1 rRNA gene is annotated in these 1,910 nt (G+C 59.3%); it reads left to right on the plus strand.

Annotated features, from left to right (window positions below):
• Positions 1-133: 133 nt before the first annotated feature.
• Positions 134-1,910: ribosomal RNA gene (locus F8178_RS07310) — 23S ribosomal RNA — on the plus strand; the annotation flags it as partial.

A 1,910-nucleotide genomic window follows, 5' to 3' on the forward strand; every position in this document is an offset into this window, starting at 1 on the left:
GATGCTCGATGGTTTGGGGTGGCGCGCAGGTTCATGTGGGCGAAGCACACTGTTGGGTGTCTGAGGCAGCACGCTTGTGGTGTCTTGGTGTGGTGTTTGAGAACTGTAGAGTGGGTGCGAGCATCTTTTTTGTGGTCAAGCGAATTGAAGCACATGGTGGATGCCTGGGCACCGGGCGCCGATGAAGGACGTGGGAGGCTGCGTTAAGCCTCGGGGAGCTGTCAACCGAGCTGAGATCCGAGGATGTCCGAATGGGGAAACCCGGCACTCGTGATGGAGTGTCACCTGCACCTGAATGTATAGGGTGTGTGGAGGGAACGCGGGGAAGTGAAACATCTCAGTACCCGTAGGAAGAGAAAACAACGTGTGATTCCCTGAGTAGTGGTGAGCGAAAGGGGATGTGGCTAAACCGGCTGCGTGTGATACCTGGCAGGGGTTGCGTGGTCGGGGTTGTGGGGCCCTGTTGGAGGGATCTGCCAGTCCCTCGGATGCTGCTGGTGGCTAGTCGAAGCGTTTGGGATGACGCGCCGGAGTGGGTGAGAGTCCCGTAGGCGAAAGCTGCTGGTGTGTGTCTGGATGGGTGTCCCCGAGTAGCAGCGAGCTCGTGGAATTTGCTGTGAATCGGCCAGGACCACCTGGTAAGCCTGAATACGTCCCGGTGACCGATAGCGGATGAGTACCGTGAGGGAATGGTGAAAAGTACCCCGGGAGGGGAGTGAAAGAGTACCTGAAACCATGTGCTGACAAGCCGTCAGAGCCTGCCTGTTGGGTGGGTGATGGCGTGCCTTTTGAAGAATGAGCCTGCGAGTCAGTGCTGCGTGGCGAGGTTAACCCGTGTGGGGTAGCCGTAGCGAAAGCGAGTCTGAAGAGGGCGAGTTGAGTCGCGTGGTCTGGACCCGAAGCGGAGTGATCTACCCATGGCCAGGGTGCAGCCCGGGTAAGACCGGGTGAAGGCCCGAACCCACTGAGGTTGAAAACTCAGGGGATGAGCTGTGGGTAGGGGTGAAAGGCCAATCAAACTCCGTGATAGCTGGTTCTCCCCGAAATGCATTTACGTGCAGCGTCGTATGGTTCACACCTGGGGTAGAGCTACTGGATGGCTGATGGCCCTTAGCGGGGTACTGAAGTCAACTAAACTCCGAATACGGGTGTGGTGAGTGCGGCAGTGAGACGGTGGGGGATAAGCTTCATCGTCGAGAGGGAAACAGCCCAGAGCGCCGGCTAAGGCCCCTAAGTGTGTGCTGAGTGGGAAAGGATGTGGGATGGCAGAGACAACCAGGAGGTTGGCTTAGAAGCAGCCATCCTTGAAAGAGTGCGTAATAGCTCACTGGTCAAGTGATCCTGCGCCGATAATGTAGCGGGGCTAAGCACACCGCCGAAGCCGTGTCACTCACACAGCAACATCCGCCTCATGCCCGTTGTGGTGTGGGGTGCAGTGGTGTGGGTGGGTAGGGGAGCGTCGATCACCTGGTGAAGCCGCGGCGTGAGCCAGTGGTGGAGGGTGGTCGAGTGAGAATGCAGGCATGAGTAGCGAATGTACAGTGAGAATCTGTACCGCCGGATGACCAAGGGTTCCTGGGCCAGGCTGATCCGCCCAGGGTAAGTCGGGACCTAAGGCGAGGCCGACAGGCGTAGTCGATGGATAACGGGTTGATATTCCCGTACCCGCGCGCATGCGCCCCTGGCCGGGCGGAGGAGACTAACCTCTTGCTGGTAGCTGTGCCTGCCCCTTTCGGGGGGTGGGGTGGTTGCTGGTGGTGGGACCTGAGTCCGCTGATGGTCAAGTGATGGGGTGACGCAGGAGGGTAGCCCATCCCGGGCGGTGGTTGTCCCGGGGTAAGCGTGTAGGGCGGTGTGTAGGCAAATCCGCACACCATAGGCCTGAGACGTGATGCCGAGCCAGAGTGGCG

It is taken from the genome of Haloechinothrix sp. LS1_15, from assembly GCF_033042135.1.
Taxonomy (GTDB): domain Bacteria; phylum Actinomycetota; class Actinomycetes; order Mycobacteriales; family Pseudonocardiaceae; genus Haloechinothrix.